Annotated in this window: 22 protein-coding genes; 4 read left to right on the top strand and 18 right to left on the bottom strand. The window is 73.6% G+C overall.

Translation table 11 applies throughout. The annotated features are described in order from the left end of the window. Positions 1-3: 3 nt before the first annotated feature. From DEJ34_RS02375 to DEJ34_RS02355, 5 genes are read right to left on the bottom strand one after another with little or no spacing between them, the layout of a single operon-like run. The gene (locus DEJ34_RS02375; RefSeq protein ID WP_110911145.1) at positions 4-594 is read right to left on the bottom strand and encodes a hypothetical protein; all 591 of its coding nucleotides are present in this window, start codon (positions 592-594) and stop codon (positions 4-6) included. Beyond that, positions 591-1205, bottom strand: coding sequence for a hypothetical protein (locus tag DEJ34_RS02370; protein ID WP_110911146.1), 615 nt, complete (start codon positions 1203-1205; stop codon positions 591-593). The genes DEJ34_RS02375 and DEJ34_RS02370 overlap by 4 nt, the downstream gene beginning before the upstream one ends. After that, the gene (locus tag DEJ34_RS02365; RefSeq protein ID WP_110901061.1) at positions 1202-1543 is read right to left on the bottom strand and encodes a hypothetical protein; all 342 of its coding nucleotides are present in this window, start codon (positions 1541-1543) and stop codon (positions 1202-1204) included. The genes DEJ34_RS02370 and DEJ34_RS02365 overlap by 4 nt, the downstream gene beginning before the upstream one ends. After that, a complete protein-coding gene (locus DEJ34_RS02360; RefSeq protein ID WP_110823409.1) occupies positions 1540-1731 on the bottom strand; it encodes a DUF2273 domain-containing protein in 192 nt (63 codons plus the stop codon). Before DEJ34_RS02360 ends, DEJ34_RS02365 begins: the two co-directional genes overlap by 4 nt. After that, positions 1728-2174: an Asp23/Gls24 family envelope stress response protein gene (locus DEJ34_RS02355; protein WP_110823407.1), complete on the bottom strand. Its 447-nt coding sequence runs from the start codon at positions 2172-2174 to the stop codon at positions 1728-1730. Before DEJ34_RS02355 ends, DEJ34_RS02360 begins: the two co-directional genes overlap by 4 nt. A 99-nt stretch (positions 2175-2273) precedes the next feature. Between DEJ34_RS02355 and DEJ34_RS02350 the strand changes: the two genes are divergently transcribed. After that, positions 2274-3110, top strand: coding sequence for an exodeoxyribonuclease III (locus DEJ34_RS02350; protein WP_110911147.1), 837 nt, complete (start codon positions 2274-2276; stop codon positions 3108-3110). A gap of 16 nt (positions 3111-3126) precedes the next feature. On the opposite strand, the gene DEJ34_RS02345 is transcribed toward DEJ34_RS02350, so the two are convergent. Beyond that, entirely contained in the window at positions 3127-4050 is a 924-nt protein-coding gene (locus DEJ34_RS02345) for an AEC family transporter (protein WP_110911219.1), read from the bottom strand. Between the two features lie 70 nt (positions 4051-4120). On the opposite strand from DEJ34_RS02345, the gene DEJ34_RS02340 reads away from it, so the two are divergent. Then, complete coding sequence (locus tag DEJ34_RS02340; protein WP_110891493.1) at positions 4121-4705, top strand: nitroreductase family protein; 585 nt, start codon at positions 4121-4123, stop codon at positions 4703-4705. Between the two features lie 76 nt (positions 4706-4781). After that, complete coding sequence (locus DEJ34_RS02335) at positions 4782-5546, top strand: HAD-IIB family hydrolase (protein WP_110823948.1); 765 nt, start codon at positions 4782-4784, stop codon at positions 5544-5546. Between the two features lie 65 nt (positions 5547-5611). Here DEJ34_RS02335 and DEJ34_RS02330 read toward each other — a convergent pair whose 3' ends face one another. Together DEJ34_RS02330 and DEJ34_RS02325 are read right to left on the bottom strand one after the other, a co-directional pair. Further along, positions 5612-6235 carry a phosphoribosylanthranilate isomerase gene (locus DEJ34_RS02330; RefSeq protein WP_110823401.1) on the bottom strand — a complete coding sequence of 208 codons (624 nt, stop codon included), beginning with the start codon at positions 6233-6235 and terminating at the stop codon, positions 5612-5614. A gap of 138 nt (positions 6236-6373) precedes the next feature. After that, positions 6374-7429 (bottom strand): serine/threonine-protein kinase, encoded by a 1056-nt coding sequence (locus DEJ34_RS02325; RefSeq protein WP_181422224.1) that lies wholly within the window; start codon positions 7427-7429, stop codon positions 6374-6376. A gap of 214 nt (positions 7430-7643) precedes the next feature. Between DEJ34_RS02325 and DEJ34_RS02320 the strand changes: the two genes are divergently transcribed. Next, positions 7644-7841, top strand: coding sequence for a hypervirulence associated TUDOR domain-containing protein (locus tag DEJ34_RS02320; RefSeq protein WP_110891495.1), 198 nt, complete (start codon positions 7644-7646; stop codon positions 7839-7841). Positions 7842-7903: 62 nt separating this feature from the next. Here DEJ34_RS02320 and DEJ34_RS02315 read toward each other — a convergent pair whose 3' ends face one another. The 10 genes from DEJ34_RS02315 to DEJ34_RS02270 form a co-directional block, all read right to left on the bottom strand. After that, positions 7904-8605, bottom strand: coding sequence for a DedA family protein (locus tag DEJ34_RS02315; RefSeq protein WP_110823387.1), 702 nt, complete (start codon positions 8603-8605; stop codon positions 7904-7906). 370 nt (positions 8606-8975) lie between these two features. Next, positions 8976-11153 carry a PTS fructose transporter subunit IIABC gene (locus tag DEJ34_RS02310; RefSeq protein WP_110911149.1) on the bottom strand — a complete coding sequence of 726 codons (2178 nt, stop codon included), beginning with the start codon at positions 11151-11153 and terminating at the stop codon, positions 8976-8978. A 113-nt stretch (positions 11154-11266) separates the two neighbouring features. After that, positions 11267-12298, bottom strand: a complete 1032-nt coding sequence (locus DEJ34_RS02305) for a 1-phosphofructokinase family hexose kinase (protein ID WP_110823383.1) — start codon at positions 12296-12298, stop codon at positions 11267-11269. Continuing rightward, on the bottom strand, positions 12295-13083 hold the full coding sequence (locus DEJ34_RS02300; protein ID WP_110890698.1) for a DeoR/GlpR family DNA-binding transcription regulator: 789 nt from the start codon (positions 13081-13083) through the stop codon (positions 12295-12297). The genes DEJ34_RS02305 and DEJ34_RS02300 overlap by 4 nt, the downstream gene beginning before the upstream one ends. 164 nt (positions 13084-13247) lie before the next feature. Next, positions 13248-14435, bottom strand: a complete 1188-nt coding sequence (locus DEJ34_RS02295; protein ID WP_110911150.1) for an ABC transporter permease — start codon at positions 14433-14435, stop codon at positions 13248-13250. Continuing rightward, complete coding sequence (locus DEJ34_RS02290) at positions 14432-15118, bottom strand: ABC transporter ATP-binding protein (RefSeq protein ID WP_258368307.1); 687 nt, start codon at positions 15116-15118, stop codon at positions 14432-14434. Before DEJ34_RS02290 ends, DEJ34_RS02295 begins: the two co-directional genes overlap by 4 nt. Positions 15119-15264: 146 nt before the next feature. After that, positions 15265-16281, bottom strand: coding sequence for a peptidoglycan-binding protein (locus DEJ34_RS02285; protein ID WP_181422225.1), 1017 nt, complete (start codon positions 16279-16281; stop codon positions 15265-15267). A gap of 23 nt (positions 16282-16304) precedes the next feature. Beyond that, entirely contained in the window at positions 16305-16652 is a 348-nt protein-coding gene (locus DEJ34_RS02280; RefSeq protein ID WP_146234119.1) for a hypothetical protein, read from the bottom strand. 149 nt (positions 16653-16801) lie between these two features. Continuing rightward, positions 16802-17317, bottom strand: coding sequence for a hypothetical protein (locus DEJ34_RS02275; RefSeq protein WP_110823373.1), 516 nt, complete (start codon positions 17315-17317; stop codon positions 16802-16804). 107 nt (positions 17318-17424) lie between these two features. Beyond that, positions 17425-17937, bottom strand: a complete 513-nt coding sequence (locus tag DEJ34_RS02270; protein ID WP_146236900.1) for a hypothetical protein — start codon at positions 17935-17937, stop codon at positions 17425-17427.

Raw genomic sequence — 17937 nt, 5'->3', positions numbered from 1 at the left:
CGGTCAGCGCACCCGGTCCGGACGGGACGACCCGCCGCGGGCGATGCGCAGCAGCACCGGCAGGCGCTCCCCGAGCAGTGCGTCGAGGTCGTGCACGACGGCCTCGACCCGTTCGACGAGTTCACGCGGGGGCGCTCCGCGGCGCGTGCGGACCAGGATCCGGACCGCGGTGCGACGACGGACCCGGCGGACGTCGACGGCGAGGGACGCGACCTGCGGCAGCGGGGCGATCGCGGACGAGAGCGCGTGCTCGATCGCCGCGGCCTCGATGCGGACCCGTCCGGGCAGGCCGTCCGCGGGCCCGTCGTCGTCCACGACCGTGCCGGTCCGGCCACTCCGGATCGAGGTGAGGACGAGCAGCGCCAGGACACCGAGGACGACCGCGCCCGCGAGCACCGCCGACCACGCGCGTACGCCTGCTTCCCGTGCCGCTCCCGAGCCGAGGCCGCCGAGTGCGGTGTCGGCGACGACGTGCCAGCGGTCGGCCGCGTCGGGCAGTGTCTGCACGAGGACGACGGCGACCCCGAGGGCGAGCAGCACGAGCCCGACCACCACGAGGACGATCCGACCGACCGTGCGGTTCGTGCCGTTCATCCGTCGATCCTGCCGGTGGTGCGCACCCGGACACGGGCGGTGAGGGGCGGCACGACGTCCACGGCGGCGAGCTCACGGTCCACGGCCGCTGCGGCAGACGCCTCGTCGACGTCCACACCGGAGGCGGGCAGGAGCACGACGTCCAGGGCGCGGCGACCGACGGACCCGACGGCGGCGTCCGGTCCCAGCCGGGTCGCGGACCGGGCGGCGCGCGCGGCGGCGGACGCGAGCACCTCGTCGTCGACGACCACGCCGAGCCGGTCGGTGCGGACGACGTGTCGGGGACGTCGCGCCGGCAGGAGGCCGTGTAGCAGGGACCAGAGACCGAGCAGCGCGAGGACGGCACCGACGGCGACGACCACCGCGTCGACCAGCCCGGTGGGCGCACGGACGGCGGCGTCCACCACGTCCCGGGGGTCGACCCCGGCGATGCGCTGCCCGAGCAGGACGACCACGGCGGCGACGGCCACCGTGACCGCGACGAGGACGAGGAACGTCATCGCGACGACGACGGACACCGACCGGGACGCGGACGTCTCCCGACGGACGAGGCGGCGCACGGAGCGGTCGTCGTCGGCGGACGGGGTCCCCTTCGCGGGACTCGTGCTCACCGGACCCTCCGCGGCCGGGCGAGGACGGCGGACGAGAACGTCAGCGAGACGCGCGCGACCTTCCGCCCGGTGATCGTCCGGAGCCGTTCCGCGATCGAGGTGCGCGCGCGGTGCGCGGTCGCGAGGACGGGCTCGTGCGGAACGGCGTGCGTCCCGAGGACCGGCAGAGCCAGCGGGCTCGTCACCTCGACCGCCAGGGCACCGCGACCGTCGTCGACGACCCGGGCACGGACCTCCCGGAACGGTGCCCGGAGCACCTCGGCGGCGACCGCCTGCGCGGTGTGCACCAGGGCCGGGGACGCGATCCGGTCGGTGCCGGGCACCGGCACGTGGCTCACGAGGAGCTCCGTCGTCCGCGGAGCACGTCGAGCAGTCGACGCACATCGACGTCGCCGCTGACGATGCGGCCGACCAGTCCGCCGACCGCGATCGCGACGGCCACCACGACGAACGCCCAGAACCCGAGCGTCAGGGCGACGACCGCCAGGACCGCTCCGACGGCCATGCCGACGACGGTGGCGTTCACCGGACGCGCGTCTCGGGGACGACGGGAGCGTCGAGTGCGGGGATGTCCACGTCGACGATCGCGATGTTCACCTCGGTGACCTGCAGGCCGACGAGGTCGGTGATCGCGTCGGTGACGGCCTGCCGGACGCCGGCCGCCACCTGCTGCATCGGCGTCGGGTACTCGACCACGATCGTCAGGTCGACGGCCGCCTGGGTCTCACCGACCTCGACCCGGACGCCCTGGCCGAGGTCGCTCGACCCGATTGCGTCCCGGATGGCACCGAACGCCCGCGCGGTGTTCCCGCCGAGTGCGTGGACGCCGGGGACGTCGCGGGCCGCGATGCCGGCGACCTTCGCGACCACGGCGTCGTCGATGATCGTGCGCCCGGCCGAGGTGACCTGGGTGGTGGTGCTGCCGGTGGTCGTGCCGTCCACCCGGTCGGAGTTCGTCGTCGTCGCCATGAGTGCCTCCAGCGGTCCTGGTCGTGATGTGTCCGTCCAGGGAACACCCTGTCCCCGGTGCACGTCCGCCCGGTCGGTCGATCCCGGTAGGTTCGGTGCATGCGTGTCGCGACCTGGAACGTCAACTCCGTCCGGACCCGAGTCGGTCGGGTCGTCGACTGGCTCGTGCGGGAGGACGTGGACGTCCTCGGCATGCAGGAGATCAAGTGCAAGCCCGAGCAGTTCCCGGTCGAGGCGTTCGAGGCCGCCGGCTACACGGTCGAGGCGCACGGCCTGAACCAGTGGAACGGCGTCGCCTTCGCCAGCCGTCTGCCGATGGAGGACGTCACCCGCGACTTCCCCGGCCAGCCCGGCTTCCTCAAGGGCCAGGAGGGACCGGGCCTGCCCGTCGAGGCCCGCGCGATCGGGGTCACCGTCGAGGGTGTCCGCCTCTGGAGCCTGTACGTCCCGAACGGCCGCGAGCTCGGTGACCCGCACTACACGTACAAACTCGACTGGCTCGCCCAGCTGGCCGACCGGACATCCGAGTGGCTGGCGGCCGAGCCCGACATGCCGCTCGCGCTGATGGGCGACTGGAACGTGGCCCCGCTGGACGAGGACGTGTGGGACATGCGCGTCTTCGAGGGGTCGACGCACGTCAGCGAGCCGGAGCGCGCCGCGTTCCGCACGTTCGAGGAGCGCGGGCTGCAGGACGTCGTCCGGCCGCTCGTCCCCACCGGGTACACGTACTGGGACTACAAGCAGCTCCGCTTCCCCCGCAACGAGGGCATGCGCATCGACTTCGTCATGGGGTCGCAGGCGTTCGCGGACGTCACCGTCGGCGCGACGATCCACCGGGACGAGCGGAAGGGCGACGCCCCGAGCGACCACGTGCCGGTGTCGGTCGACCTGGACCTCGACACGGTCCTGGACGACGACCGCCCGATGATCTTCTGACGCTCCGAGCGCCCGCCTACGGGTGCAGCAGCGCCGCGATCGCGACCAGGACCGGCACGGAGCCGACCGTCGACAGGAGCACCACGTCCCGCGCGACCGGGACCGCGGCGTCGTACCGCTGGGCGTAGTTGAACACGTTCTGCGCCGACGGCAACCCGGCGAGGACCGTCAGGACGAACACGTGCGCGGGGTCCAGGCCGAACGCGTACCGGGCCAGCAGGAACGCCACCACCGGCATCACCAGGAGCTTCCCGCCGGTCGCGAGCAGCACGTCGAGCCGGATCGCGGGGTCCCGCAGCGGAGCCGAGCCGTGCAGGCTCATGCCGAACGAGAGCAGCACGACCGGCACCGCGGCACCGCCGACGAGCACGAACGGTTCGAGGACCGGGTCCGGCAGCGTCAGCCCGGTGACCGAGCAGACGAGCCCGAGCAGCGACGCGATGATGAGCGGGTTCGAAACCGGGCCGAGCACCCGGCGTCGCCAGCCGCCCCCGGAGGCCGTGGCCGCGTCGAGGACGGTCAGCGCGATCGGCGCCATCACGACGAGCTGCAGCATGATGACCGGCACGACCGCGGTCGCCTGCCCGAGGACGTAGACCGCGACCGGCAGGCCGATGTTGTTCGCGTTCGAGTACGACGCCGCCAACGCACCGACCGTGGTCGTGGTGAGCGGGCGCCGCAGCACGAGCGCGAACACGGTCGCCGTGACGACGGCCACCGACAGCGCGGAGAGCGCCGACACGGCGAGCATCGGGGAGAACAGCGTCGCGACGTCGGCCGTGGCGATCGTGTGGAACAGCAGGCACGGCATGAGCACGAAGAAGGCCAGCCGACTCATCACGAACTGCGCGTGCGGCCCGAGCGACCCCGCCCGCCCGACGCCGTAGCCGGTCGCGATGACGACGCCGATGATCGCGAAGCCGACCAGGACACCACTCATCGTGCCCATCCTCGCAGGCGGATCGGGAGGATCGGGAATCATGCGCGCCCGGAGGGTTGTTCCAGCGAGCATGACGACGACGCTCTCCCGCACCACCGACTCCAGCCAGCCCCTCGTGCCGCTCCTCGAGGAGCGCTGGAGCCCCCGCTCGTTCGACGAGTCCGCCACCATCTCGGACGACCAGCTCGACGCGCTCCTCGAGGCCGCTCGCTGGGCGCCGTCCGCCGCGAACACGCAGCCCCGCCGCTTCGTCGTCGGTCGCCGTGGCACCCCGACCTTCGACGCGATCCACGCGACGCTCATGGGCTTCAACGGCGCCTGGGCGCACCGCGCCGGTGCGTTGCTCGTCGCGATCGCCGAGCCGGTGACCGCGGACGGCGAGCCGCGTCGCTGGGCGGAGTACGACCTCGGCCAGTCGGTCGCCGCGCTCGCCGTCCAGGCGCACGCCGAGGGCCTGCACCTGCACCAGATGGGCGGCTTCGAGGTCGACGCCATCCGCTCGGCGTTCGCCCTGCCGGAGCACCTCGTGCCCGTGACGGTCACCGCGATCGGGCACGTCGCCGACCCGTCGCAGCTCGACGAGAAGGCCGCCGCCCGGGAGACCGCGGAGCGCACGCGCCTCCCGCTCGACGAGGTCGTGCTCGTCAAGGAGTGACCCGACGGGCGGGCCCGGCACGCCTCCGGGCCCGCCCCACTCGGTCCGGACACCGGGTCCTGGCATGATCGAGGGCATGTCCACACCCCGCCTCGTCGCGTTCGACCTCGACGACACGCTCGCCCCGTCGAAGTCGCCGCTCGACCCCCGCATGCTCGACACCTTCGCGTCCCTGCTCGAGGTCGTCCCCGTCGCCGTGATCAGCGGCGGCAACTTCCAGCAGTTCGAACAGCAGCTCGTGTCCCCGCTCCGCGACCGGGACGGCCTGGCACTCGACGCGCTGCACCTCATGCCGACCTGTGGGACGCGGTACTACCGGTGGGACGCCGGGGACTGGGCACTCCAGTACGCCGAGGACCTGACCGACGACGAGAAGACGCGTGCCCTCGCCGCGGTCGAGGCCCAGGCCAAGGCCGCCGGGTACTGGGAGTCCGAGACGTGGGGCGCCATCCTCGAGGACCGCGGTTCGCAGATCACGTTCTCCGCGCTGGGCCAGACGGCTCCGGTGGACGTCAAGAAGCTTTGGGACCCGACCGGTGCGAAGAAGGACGACCTCCGTCGGCGCGTGCAGGCCGAGCTCCCCGACCTCGAAGTCCGCTCCGGCGGCTCCACGAGCATCGACATCACCCGCAAGGGCATCGACAAGGCGTACGGCATGCAGCGCCTCGCGGAGCTGACCGGCATCGCGCTCGACGACATGCTCTTCGTCGGCGACCGGCTCGACCCGGAGGGCAACGACTACCCGGTCAAGGCGCTCGGCGTCCCCTGCCACGCGGTCGAGGGCTGGGAGGACACCGACGCGTTCCTCCGCGAGTTGGTGCCCACGCTCCGCACCGCCTGACGGCGGACCACGGGACGGACGGGAGGCTCCCCACCGGCGGGTGGGGAGCCTCCCGTCCGTCGTGCTCAGGGGATGCTGCGGACCGCCTCGACGAAGGCGCGGATCCGTGCCACGTCCTTGACGCCGCGCGACGACTCGACGCCGCTCGAGACGTCCACGCCGTCCGGGTCGAGCCGCTGCACGAGGTCGGCGACGTTCGCGGGGGTGAGTCCGCCGGCCAGGATCCAGGCTTCGTCCACCGACCCCGTGAGCGTGGCGGGGTCGACGAGGTGTCCGCTCCCGGGCTCGGCCGCGTCGAGCAGCAGGAGGTCGTGGTCGAAGGAAGCGCGCTGCTCGGGCGTCTCGCGCAGGTAGTCGGCGGCGGCGACGGCCCGGATGGTGAAGAACCCGGCGTCGCGGGCGCGGGCGAAGTCCGACGCGGACTCCCGGCCGTGCAGCTGCAGGGTGGTGAGGCCGACCTCGGAGGCGATGCCGACGACCTCGTCGATCGCCTGGTCGCGGAAGACCCCGACGGCGTCGATGCCGTCCGGCAGCCGCTCCACGAGTGCCTTCGCGGCGTCGGCGGTCACCGTGCGGGGGCTGCCCGCGGCGAAGACGAAGCCGACCGCGTCCGCACCGGCGTCGACGGCGGCGTCCAGGGTCTCCGGCGTCGAGAGGCCACAGATCTTGATCCAGCGCTGGTCGCTCATGCACCCATCCTGCCCGATCACTCCGCGCGCGGACGGGTCGGGAGCGGCGCGCTCAGCGAACGCTGCCGGCCGGGCTTGGCGGTGCGGTGCGGTGCGGTGCAGTGCCGGTCGGTGCGGTGCCGGGCGATGCGGTGCAGGTCAGTGCAGCGCGCCCACGACGTACGACCCGACGCAGGCGGCGGCGACCGCGAGCGCGGTGACCGACGCCGCGATGACGTTCCGTCGGCGCCAGCGGCGGGCGGCGTCGAACGTGCCACGTCGTGCGTGACGGTGAGCGGCTCGGTGCATCCGGTGTTCGCGTCGGTGCACCTCGCGACCGGGGCCGAGCGGAACCGGTCCGGTCACCTGGGTCGACCCGCCGCGGAGAGCCCGCGCGACCGCGACCGCGGTCGGGCGCTTCACGGGGTCGCGGGCGGTCATCTTGGTGAGCAGGTCACGCCACTCCGAGGCGACCGAGTCGGGCACCGACGGGTTGCGGCGGAGCCGGGCGAGCGCGGCCTCGATGACGGTGCCGGAGTACTCCTGCACGCCGGTCAGCGCCTCGAGCAGCACGAGTCCGAGCGAGTAGACGTCGGTGGCGTAGCTGATCGGCTCCCCGGCGACCTGCTCCGGCGACAGGTAGGCGGCGGTGCCGATGATCGTGCCGTCGTTCGTCAGGCGGGAACCGTCGACGAAGTGCGCGACGCCGAAGTCGGTGAGCTTGACCGTGCGGACGAACCCGGAGGCGCCCTCGTCGCTCAGCAGGATGTTCGCCGGCTTCACGTCGCGGTGCACGATCCCGCGGGAGTGCACGTACGCCAGGGCGTCGGCGAGCTGGGCGCCGAGGTCCGCAACCTCGTAGTTGTGCAGCGGCCCCTCGGCCAGGCGGCGGAGCAGCGTCGCGTCGGCGATGAGCTCCATCACGATGTAGCGGTGCGGGCCGTCCTCGAAGTCGTGCGTGCCGGCGTCGTAGAGCGGGATGAGCCCGGGGTGCGAGAGCATGCTGAGCAGGCGGATCTCACGCTCCTGGCGCACCCGGTCCGCGGTGGTCATGCGCTCCGGCGTGGCGAACATCTTCACGGCGACCGCGCGGTACGTGTGTTCGTCGCGGGCCTCGTACACCGAACCCATGCCGCCGGTGCCGATCAGTTTCACGAGACGGTACCGTCCTGCCAGGACGGTCTCCGCCCGCGCGCTGTCGGTGGCCAGGCTCATGGTGCACGTCGATCCCTCGGGAGTCCGGATCCGCGTCGGGTGTTCGCGGTGTGACTCCTCGGCCACGGTACCCGTGGCCCCGCCGATCCGAGCCGCGGTTACCCGAATGTGACCGGCGCAAGGGCCGGAACTGCGCACCAGGGATGATCCAGCGGCCGCGCGTACCGTCCACGTCCCGGACGGAGTGTCCTCCGGAGGACGGCGGGAGGCCGACATGCGCAAGGGTGACGAAGTCCAGTGGAACACGTCGCAGGGGAAGACGACGGGCAAGCTCGTCGAGAAGAAGACGGAGGACTTCGAGTTCGACGGGCAGACCTTCAAGCCGACGGACGACGACCCGTACTGGATCATCGAGTCGGAGAAGTCGGGCAAGCAGGCCGCGCACAAGGAGTCGGCGCTCACCGCGAAGTGACGAGCGCTCGGCGTGATCGCCGGGGTTGCGGGACCGCCGGGGTCAGTTCCGGGCAGCCGGGGTCAGTTCCGGGCAGCCGCGCGGCCCCGGCGGATGCGCCGGACGACGAACGCGACGACGACCACCACGACGGCGAGGTACACCGCGCGGTCGATCCACTCGGTGTACCCCTCGATGCGCTCGTACTGCGTCCCGAGCGCCGCGCCACCGAGCACGAGCACCGAGTTCCACAGCCCACTGCCGAGGATCGTGAAGACCGAGAACGTGGCGAGGTGCATCCTGTCCGCACCCGCCGGCAGTGAGATGAGGCTGCGGACGACGGGGACGAGACGTCCGAAGAACACCGCGCTCTTCCCGTGCCGGTGGAACCACGACGCCGCCTTGCGGAAGTCGTCCTCGTCGACGAGCGGGAGCTTGCCGAACCACCGGACGGTCCGCTCGAAGCCGATCACCGCGCCGAGCCAGTAGAGCACGAGCGCCCCGACGTACGAGCCGACGGTCGCGAGGACGAGCACGAGCGTCAGGTCCATGCGCCCGGCACCGCCGAGGAAGCCCGCGAGCGGCAGGATCACCTCGGACGGGATCGGCGGGAACACCGTCTCGATGAAGAGCATGAGGGCGACGCCCCACTCCCCCATCGTGTCGATCACCTGCAGGACGAGGCCGGTCAGCCCGCCGATGTCGGGGTCCGGGCCACCTCCCGATCCGGAGGACGCGGTGGTGGCGCCGACGTGGGCGACGGTCGAGGGTACGGCGGTCGTCATCCCGCCACCTTGCCTGAGTGGCCTGACAGACTCCGGGGTGCGTCCCCGCCCCCGGGTCCCGCCCCGGCTCCCGCCCGCGGTTCCGCAACACGCCGCCGGCTCCCGTCGAGGTTCCGCAATGCGCGCGCCTCGCGCCCCGAGGTGCCGTGATCGCGGAACCTCGGCGCACCGCTCGCGCGCGTCGCGACGGACGGGAGGCCCGGGCCCAGCTGGCACCCGGGCCCACGTCGCCGGGCCCACCGGTGGGGAGCCTCCCGTCAGTCCCGTGCGGGACGGGGGCGTCGGCACGAGACGCCGCCGGATCCGGCGGCGTCTCGTGCCTTCAGCGGCGTCTCGGCAGCCCGGCGGCGTGTCGCAGGGCTCTGACGCGCTACGCGGCGACCGGCGCGCGCTGCCCCACCGTCTCGCCGGCGGACGCTGCCTCGGCGGCAGCCGCGTCCGTCGCGGCCGGCGCCCGGCGCACCCACTTCTTCAGCGCGACGAGCACGAGCGCGGACACGACCGTGCCGGCCAGGATCGCGACGGTGAACATGAGCAGGTTCCCGATCGCGAAGAACACGAAGAACCCGCCGTGCGGTGCCCGCGAGGTGACGTCCGCCGCCATCGAGATCGCACCCGTGACGGCCGCACCGACCATCGACGCCGGGATCACCCGCAGCGGGTCGGCGGCGGCGAACGGGATCGCGCCCTCGGAGATGAACGACGCGCCGAGCAGCCACGCGGCCTTGCCGTTCTCGCGCTCGGGCTTCGTGAACCCCTTGCGGTACAGGACCGTGGACGCGAGGGCCAGGGCGAGCGGCGGCACCATGCCCGCGGCCATCACGGCGGCCATGATCTCGAACGGGACGACGTTCGAGGCGCTGCCGGCACCGAGCCCGGCGACGGCGAACGCGTACGCCACCTTGTTGACGGGACCGCCGAGGTCGAACGCCATCATCAGGCCGAGGATGATGCCGAGCAGGACCGCCGAGGCACCGGAGAGCGAGTTGAGGAAGCCGGTGAGCTGCGTCATCAGCCAGGCGATCGGACCGCCGAGCACGAGGAGCATGAGGCCCGAGGCGATGATCGACGCGAACAGCGGGATGATCACGACCGGCATGAGCCCGCGCAGCCAGCGCCAGGTCGGGATGCGGCCGATCCAGTACGCGGCGGCACCGGCGATGAGACCGCCGACGAGCCCGCCGAGGAACCCGGCGTTCATGAACACGGCGATGGACCCCGCGACGAAGCCCGGCGCGATGCCCGGCCGGTCGGCGATGGCGTAGGCGATGTACCCGGCGAGCGCTGCCACCAGGAACCCGAGCGACACGGAGCCGATCTGGAAGGCCGCGGCACCGAGGTAGTACCCGAGCCCCTGCGACGGCAGGTCGAGGAGGGTGGAGTGCTGCAGCGTCCAGACCGCGTTGTTGACGCCGTCGTCACCGTGCGCCAGCGCGATGCCGTACCCGGACAGCAGGAAGCCGAGGGCGATGAGGAGCCCGCCGCCCGCGACGAACGGGATCATGTACGACACACCCGTGAGCAGCCAGCGCTTGAGCGCCTGCCCGAAGTGCTCGTCCTTCGCGGTGCTCGTGCCCGCCTCGGCCGCGGAGCCGGAGACCCGGGCGGCCGCGGGGTCGTCGGCCGCGCGGAGCGCCTCGGCGATCATCGCGTCCGGCTCGTCGACGCCGCGCTTGACCGGGCCGGAGACGAGCGGCTTGCCGGCGAACCGCGAGCGGTCCCGGACGTCGACGTCGACCGCGAAGACGACGGCGTCGGCACGGGCGATGAGGGCGGGGTCGAGCGGCTCGACCTGCGAGGACCCCTGCGTCTCGACGTGCATCTCGGCACCGGCCCGCTGGGCGGCCGCGACGAGGGCGTCGGCGGCCATGTAGGTGTGCGCGATGCCGGTCGGGCAGGCGGTGACGCCGACGATGACCTTCCGGCGACCGGCGGTGCCGGTCGTGTCGCTGTCGACGACGTGGGTGTCCGCTGCCGGGGTGGGACGGGCCTCCCGGCTGGTCGCGGTGGAGGCCCGACCAGCGGCACCGACACCAGCGGCACCGACACCGGCTGCGGCGACCTCGCCGCTCACCTCGCGGTCGACCAGGTCGACGATCTCCTGCGGGGTGGTCGCGGCGCGGAGGGCTGCGGTGAAGTCCTCGCGGATGAGCGCACGTGCGAGGGTCGACAGGACGGTGAGGTGGTCCTTGTCCGCGCCGTCGGGCACCGCGATCATGAACACGACGTCGGCGTCGCCGTCGGGCGCACCGAACGGCACCGTCCGCGCGAGGCGGGTGAAGGCGAGCGTCGGGGCCGTGACCGAGGTCGACCGGGCGTGCGGGATGGCGATGCCGCCGGGGACGCCGGTGCCGACGCTCGCCTCGCGGGCGATCGCGTCCGTGGCGAGGGTCTCGCCGGAGGCGGCGCGGCCGGTCGCGGCGATGCGGTCGGCCAGGACGCGGATGACGTCGGACGACGTGGCGCCGAGGTCCTCGTCGAGGCCGACGAGGTCGACGCCGATCAGGCCGGCACCGTCGCCGGCGCCGGTGCTGTGCGCAGCGGACATGGGTTGCTCCTTCGCAGTGGCGCGGTGCGCCGGGGGGCTGTGCTGGTGGGACGGGTGTGCTGGTGTGCTCCGGCGGCGGGGCGGGCCGGGAGGCGGACGACGGACCGGAGAGGTCAGACGACGTGCGGGACGGGGTGGTCGGTGGCGTGCTCCGCTGGGGAGCTGTCCGCCGACGGGTCGAGGCGACGGACGACGACGGCGTCGGGGTCGGTGGCGTCGAGCGCGGGGACGTCACTGCCCGGGAGGCCCGCGGCGGCTGCCCCGGTGGCGACGGCCTGGGCGAGTCGACGCTCCTGCGGAGCTCCGGCGACCTCCGCGAGCAGGTACCCGGCGAGCGCGGAGTCACCCGCTCCGACGGTCGAGCGTGCCGTGATCCGTGGTGCCGCTGCCGACCACGAGCCGGTGCCGTCGACGAGGACGGCGCCGGCGCTGCCGAGGGTGAGCAGGACGGTGCCGACGCCGCGCTCCCGGAGCCGTGCGGCTGCGGCGGCGGCGAGTCCCGGCTCCTGCTCGTACGCCTCCGGGTCGCCGCCGACGACCTCGGCGAGTTCCTCGGCGTTCGGCTTCACCAGGTCGATCCGCTCCCCCGACTGCAGCAGCGCGGTGAACGGGACGCCGGACGAGTCGACCGCGACCTTGACGTCGTCGCCGTGTCGCTGCCGGACCGCGCGGACGAGCACGGCGAGTGCGTCGTCCGGCAGCCCCGGCGGGAGGGACCCGGCGAGCACGACCCAGCGTGCGGCCGGTCCGGTCGCGGTGGGCCCGGCGGTGGTGGCGACGAGCTCCGCGAGGTCGTCGAGCCGGCCGGCGAGCGACGGGCCCGGCTCGTTGAGCTTCGTCGTCGTGCCGGTCGGCTCCGTGACCGTGACGTTCGAGCGGAGCGCGGCGCCGATCGGCAGGGCTGCGGTGGGGATCCCGCGGGTGGCGAGGCCGAGCAGCACGGGGTCGGTCTCGTCGCCGGGCAGGACCGCGACGGTGTCCCCGCCGCTCGCGACGACGACCCGCGAGACGTTGACGCCCTTGCCGCCGGGCTCGGCCGTGGACCGCACGGCTCGTTGGACGGCGCCGCGCTGGAGTTCCCCGGACAGTTCGATCGTGCGGTCGAGCGAGGGGTTCGGCGTCACGGTGACGATGCGGGCGCTCATGCGACGACCACCTCGACGTCGGCGTCGGCGAGGGCCCCGGCGAGGTCGGCCGGCGGCTCCTGGTCGGTGACGAGCGTGTCGATCTCGTCGAGTCGGGCGAAGCGCATGAGGGCCTCGACGCCGTGCTTCGCCGCGTCCGCGAGGACCACGCTCCGTCGGGCGGCGAGGACGTAGGCGGCCTTCACCGCGGCCTCGTGCTCGTCGGGCGTGCTCAGGCCGAAGCCGGCGGACAGGCCGTTCGTCCCGACGAAGGCGACGTCGGGGCGGAGCGCGCCGATCTGCTCGACGGTCGCGGTGCCGACGGCGGCGCTCGTCACCCCGCGCACCCGGCCGCCGAGCAGGTGGAGCTCGACGTGTGCGCTGTGCTGGAGGACGCCCGCGATCGGGACGGAGTTCGTGATGACCGTGATCGTCGCGCCGGGGGTGGCGGGCTCCCAGCGGGCGAGCTCGGCGGCGACCGCACCGCTCGTCGTGCCGGCGTCGAGCGCGATCGACCCGGTGAACGTCGGTGGGACCAGGCGCATGGCGGCCCGGGCGATCGCGGTCTTCTCCGGGCCGTGCTGCCCCTCCCGCTCGGCGACGCTGAGCTCGACGAGGCTCGACCGCTCGACCGGGACCGCTCCGCCGTGCACACGGCGCAGCACCCCGGCGGTCTCGAGGGCGTCCAGGTCGCGGCGGACGGTCTCCGTGGTGACGTCGAAGTGCTCGGCGAGCCCGGCCACGGACACCCGGCCCGCGGACTGCAGGGCCGCGGCGATGGCCTCGTGCCGCTCCGTTGCGTACATGCCCGGACTCCTTCGTTCCCGTTGGTTCTGAGCACTGTACGTGCTGAACCAACACGAACGCAACCGTTCCACAGGAGAACCAACATCACCGACGCGGAGGAAGGCACGGGACCGGTCCGGCCGACCCGGCCCCGTGCCTCCCGGCTCGGTCCTGCCCGCCCGCCTCAGGCCGCGGCGAGCGCCGACGTCGGCGGGATCCGCGCCGCCTTCGCAGCCGGCGACAGCCCCGACAGCCCACCGATGAGCACGGTCGCCCCGAGCCCGCCGGCGACGGCCCAGAGCGGGACCGCGACCGGCCACCCCTGTCCGAGCGCGAACACGAGCGTGACGACCACGCCGATCACCACCCCCGCGACACCACCCAGGAACGACAGCAGCAGGGACTCGACGAGGAACTGGTCCCGGACGTCCCGACGCCGCGCTCCCAGCGCTCGGCGGACACCGACCTCCGCCCGTCGCTCGAGCACCGTGATCACCATCGTGTTCGCGACGCCGATCCCGCCGACCAGGAGCGCCACGCCGCCAATGCCGACGAGCAGGCCGGTGAACGAGTCGTCGGTCGCGTTCTTCGCCGCGAGTGCATCGGACGGGCGGGTCACCGCCACGTCCGCCGGGGACGCCGGGCTGACCGTCCGCGGGAGCTGGTCGCGGACGGCGGCGACCCGGTCGGGGTCGGCCCTGGTGTAGACCGCGGACGGATGCCCGTCCCAGCCGAGGTCGGCGGCGAGGCCACGGGGCACGAAGACCTGGTTGTCGAGGTCCTCGGCGAGCTGCAGCGGCCCGAGGACGCCGACGACCTGCACCCAGCGACCGCCGAGCCACACGCGGGTGTCCGCCGTCACGCGGTCGATGCCGAGGGCCCGTGCCGCCGTCGCCCCGAGCACGACCTGTGCCGGCGCTGCCGATCCCGGGTCGAGCCACCGGCCGGCCGCGACCGAGCCGCCGAGGACCTCGGGGACGTCCCCCTCGGCCCCGAGGACGCCGATGCCCTTCGTCTCCGCCGTCGGCACGTACGGGGTCCGGTAGACCCGTGCGTCCTCGACCTTGCCCACCCCGGCGGCCTCGAGCACGTCGTCCTGCCGCTGGACGGACTCGACGGCGGTGGCGGGCAGCGGCACCTGCTCCGCGAACGACTCCGCCTGCGTGACCGTCAGGACGTTCGTCCCGAGGGCGTCGAGGACCCGGTCGAGCGCGGCCTTGCTCGAGGACGAGATGCCCACGACCGCGATCATGGCGGCGATCCCGATCGCGATCCCGAGGGCGGAGAGCACGACGCGGGTCGGTCGGGTCCGCAGGCCGAACACCCCGAGCCGGAGCAGGTCACCCGTGCCGAGCGTGCGTCGGGCGCTCACCGCGCGGCCTCGGTGGAGACGGCCGGGACCGCGCCGATCGCCGCTGCGAGGCGCGCTGCGTCGCTCCTGCTGTCGTCCTCGATCCGGCCGTCCCGCATGCGCACCTGTCGGGGCAGCGACGCGGCGAGTTCGAGGTCGTGGGTGATGACGAGCACCGTGGTGCCGGCGGCGTGCAGTTCGCGGAGCACACCGAGGATCGCCGCCCCCGCCACGGTGTCGAGCGCGCCGGTGGGTTCGTCGGCGAGCAGCACGGTGGGCTCGCCGACGATCGCGCGGGCGATGGCGACGCGTTGCTTCTCGCCGCCGGAGAGCTGGTGCGGCCGGTGGTCGACCCGGTGCCCGAGTCCGACGCGCTCGAGCGCTGCCACCGCCCGTTCGAGCCGCTCGTGCCGCGGCGTCCCCGTGTAGAGCAGCCCGTCCGCGACGTTCTCGGTCGCCGTGGCCCCCGCCTGCAGGTGGAAGTGCTGGAACACGAACCCGATGTGCTCGGCGCGGAGGGCGGAGAGCGCGTCGTCGGACAGCGACCCGACGTCCGCGCCCGCGATCGTCACCGTCCCGGTCGTGGGCCGGTCGAGTGTGCCGATGGTGTTGAGCATGGTCGACTTGCCCGACCCGGAGGGGCCGACGACGGCGACGAGCTCCCCGCGCCGGACCTCGAGCGAGACCCCGCGCAGGGCCTGCACCTCGCCGTACGACCGGGTGACGTCGGCGAGGACGAGGGCGGTGTCCTCCCCCGCGGACCGCCCTGCTCCCGTGGTCGTGCCGGTCCCGGCGGTCCCGGCGGTCCCGGCGGTCCCGGCGGTGCCCACGGTCCCGGGGGTGCCGGCGGTCACGAGGGCACCACCACGCGGGTGCCCTCGGCGACGTCGCCCGTCACCGCGGCGCGGCCGTCGGCCACGAAACCGACCTCGACGGGGACGCGCCGGGTGTGTCCGCCCTTCCCCACGACGTCGACGGCGTACCCGGACGAGCCGCGTGCGACCAGCGCCGACACCGGGACCGACAGGACGTCCCGCTCGGTGTGCCCGTCGGCCACGACCTGTGCGGAGGCTGCGTCGGGCAACTCCCGGTCACCGGCGTCGAACGACACCGTGACGGTGACGGTCTCCTTGCCGTCGTCCGACTCGGCCGGGACGGCGTCGACGACCTCGCCGGCCATCGCATCCCCGCCGCCGTTGACGAGCACCCGGACCGCGGTGCCGACCGCGAAGGGCTCGGCGTCACGCTGTGCGACCGTCGCCGTGACCACCCGCTTCGTGCTCGTCACCTGCAGGACGTCGCCACCGGCCGGTTGTCCGAGTCGTCCGGGCACGGACGCCACACGGACCGTCCCGTCGACGAACGCGATCTGTCCCGAGTCGATCGTGCCGGTGACCTCGAGCCCGCGGTCCCGTTGCCACGCCCGGACGGCAGCGGCGGTCCGCGGACCGAACACGTCGTCCTCGGCGACGTCGTAGCCGAGCGCCGCGAGGTTCTCGTTGAGCTGCTGGACGTCGGCGCCGTGCAGCCCTCGGGAGAGGGGCCGCCAGAGCGGGGTGGTGCCGGTGAACGCCCGGACCGGCCGCTCGTCGACGGCGTACAGCGGTTCGTCGCGGTGCACGACCTGTCCGGGCCGTGGCAGCCACGTGAGCGTCCCACCGCCGGCACCCTCCACCGGGGTCGGTGCACCGTACCCGAGGGTGCCGGCGGCCGTCCGGGACTCGACGAGGTCACCGCGCGTCACCTCCGCTGTCGGCCCGTGGTGCTCGGCGACGTGCTCGGCGGCCTCGGTCGAGGGTGCGGCGACGAGTGCCCACGTGGCGGTCCCTGCTCCGAGGGCGGCCACCAGGCAGACGGCCGTGGTCACGGTCCTGGCCCTGCGAGTCATGCTCATCGCCCGGCCTCCGTCCCCACGGCGCCGTACACCTCAGCGTCGCAGTCCTCCGCGACGCGGTCGAACGCGTCGGTGTCCGACGGCTTCCACCGGCGCTGGTCCTCCGTCCCGTCCGGGTAGTCCGGGAACCCGCCGTCCCGGATGCAGGCCGCCGCCTTCCTCCTCAGCGCGTCCCAGCCGGGTACCGGCTGGGCAGCGGGTGCGTCGGCGGCACCGCCGGAGCAGGCGTCCAAATCGGCGACCCAGCGGTCTGCGTCGACCCCCGGCGGGACGCTCACGCGGGCTCGGGAGCCCCCGCTCTCGGCGAACTGCGAGTCGTCCACGTCGTGGCCGCGGTCCCGCATGCACGCCCCCACCTCTGCGGCTGACGCAGTGGATGCCGAGGGTGTGCCGGTGGCCGGAGGACGGGACTCGTCGTCGGGCGCCGACGAGCACCCGGTGAGCAGCGCCGGCACGAGCAAGGAGGCGAGCACGGCTCGCGCGTCGATCCGCATCAGCCGACCTCCTGCGTCTGCGTGTCCGGTGCGTACTGCTGCATGCACTTCTGCGCCAGTTCCTGGAACGCCGGCTCGCGGGCGGGCGGGTACCCGTCCGGGTCGAAGGAGATGCCACCGTCCGACCCGTCCTCCGGGAAGTCCGGGTACTCCTCGCGGACGCACGAGGCGACCTGCTGGTACTGGCGCACCCACTTGTCCTGCTCTGCCGAGTCGGCGCGGTGCACACCCAGGTCCTCCGCACACTCGTCGGCCGCGCTGTGGAAGCGTTCCTGGTCGACACCCGCGGGCGAGAGGATCGTCCCGGAGCTGACCTGGTCGTCGCTCGGGTCCTCGATGTCGAACCCGGCGGAGCGCATGCAGTCACCCCACTGGGCTCCGATGCCCGTGCTCGCGTGGGTCGGTCCGGCGGTGGGGTCCGTCGCGCCCGAGCATGCCGTGACGCCGGTCGTCAGCCCGAGGGCGAGCAGACCGGCGAGGAAGAGTCGTGTGCGTGGCCTCGTGGTCGTCGTCATGCCTCCAGCACAGCGGCCCAGGCGTTGCCGCAGCGGTACCGCCGAGGTCACATCGACGCAACACCGTTCCGTGCCGACAGCCCGCCGGAGGGCGTCGTCGACGCGCCTCATCCGACGCTCTGCGTCTTCGTGTCGGGCGAGTACTTCCTCGTGCACTCGTCGGCCCGCTGCTGGAACGCCGGGTCACCGGCGGGCGGGTACTCCTCGCGGTCCCACTCGATCACGCCGGGCCGCTGCTCCGGGAAGTCCGGGTACGCGTCACGGATGCAGGACGCGACCTGGTCGTACTCGCGGATCCACTTCTCCTTCGAGGCGGAGTCGGCCCCGTGCACGCCGAGGTCCTCCGCACACTGGTCGGCCGCGGACCGGAAGCGGTCCTGGTCGACGCCGGACGGCGACGTGATGGTCCCGGAGCGGATCTGGTCGTCGCTCGGGTCCTCGACGGAGAACCCCGCGGAGCGCATGCACGCGCCCCATCGGGACCCGAGGCCGGCGTCGGCGTCCGCGGTCCCGGCAGCGGAACTCGGCGCCCCGGTACAGGCGGACAGGCCGGCGGCCAACCCGAGGGCGAGCAGACCGGCGAGGAGTGGTCGGGAGGATGATCTCGGTGTCGTCGTCAT

Source organism: Curtobacterium sp. MCPF17_050, from assembly GCF_003224435.2.
Lineage (GTDB): Bacteria > Actinomycetota > Actinomycetes > Actinomycetales > Microbacteriaceae > Curtobacterium.
This window is presented reverse-complemented; position numbering and strand designations above follow the sequence as displayed.